The 1,102-nt window shown below is 61.4% G+C and carries 1 protein-coding gene; it reads right to left on the reverse strand.

Translation table 11 applies throughout. From position 1 onward, the window contains the following. Positions 1–23: 23 nt before the first annotated feature. Positions 24–1,058 carry an IS630 family transposase gene (locus tag C6P64_RS07780; RefSeq protein WP_105747994.1) on the reverse strand — a complete coding sequence of 345 codons (1,035 nt, stop codon included), beginning with the start codon at positions 1,056–1,058 and terminating at the stop codon, positions 24–26. Between the last annotated feature and the right edge of the window lie 44 nt (positions 1,059–1,102).

Here is a 1,102-nt window from a genome sequence, read left to right on the forward strand (position 1 = left end):
TACTAAGTTTTCTGAAAGAATTGTCACATCCGAGCGTACAGGCACTCGTTATGCCCAAAGAACGATCTGACCAGATTCGGCAACTTTTGGATGCGGCGCAAGGCGCCCAGAGCCAGTCGCTTCATTTCGTCCTTGGATTCGACGAACTGGCTGCTGACGCGTCGCTTGACATGCGCCCAGACCTGCTCGTCGGGGTTGAGCTGGGGCGAGTACGGCGGCAGGAAGAACAACTGCAGCTTGCCGCCCTGGCTCTCGATGTACTGCCGCACCAAGGCAGACTTGTGAACGGGGTGACCATCGACCACCACGAACACCGGATTTGTAGCACCGGCCATCAGGCGCTGCAGGAAAGTCTTGAAGACTGGAGCAGTGACGGTACCGTCGTGCAGCATGAAGCGAAATTCGCCCTTGGGGCTGACCGCCGAGAGCATGTTGAGCGAGAAGCGTCGGCCGGTGGCCGTCACCACGGGCGTCTGTCCCGCCGGTGCCCAGGTCGTGCCCGTGTGGTAGTCCGATCGGATGCCCGCCTCATCGGCGAAGAACACCGTCGCACCTTGTTCGCGTGCCTGCTTCTTGATGGCGGGAAACTCCTCGGTCTCCCACTTGCGCACCCGCTCGGGGTCCTGCTGCCAGGCCCGGTAGAGGGGTTTTTGCACCGTGATGCCCAGCAGCGACATGACGCGGCTGACCGAGGACAGAGACATGGTGTGGCCGAACTGGCGCCGGATCAGCTCACGCAGGATCGACAGTGTCCAAAGCCCGACCTCGAAGCCGTGTTGCAGCGGCGTCTGATCGGTGACGGCCTGTGCCAGCGACTGCATCTGAGGGGCATCGAGCTTAGGCGGTCGACCCGGAATCGGCTTGGCCTTGAGCGCCTGCTCACCGCCCTTGTAGTAGTCGGCCAGCCAACGAAAGACCGTGCGGCGATGCACGCCGTAGGCCAGCGCCAGGTCGGTCGCCTTCATGCCGGCTTTGGTCGCTTCGATCGCACGCAGGCGCATGACTTCGAGCGTGGCATGGTCAAGCTTACGGGCGTCGGTCTTCTGGTTGGTGCTCATCCCACGATTCTACGAAAGTGACTCTACTTTCGGAAACCTTAGTA

Origin of the sequence: Malikia granosa, from assembly GCF_002980595.1 — a bacterium.
Lineage (GTDB): Bacteria > Pseudomonadota > Gammaproteobacteria > Burkholderiales > Burkholderiaceae_C > Malikia > Malikia granosa.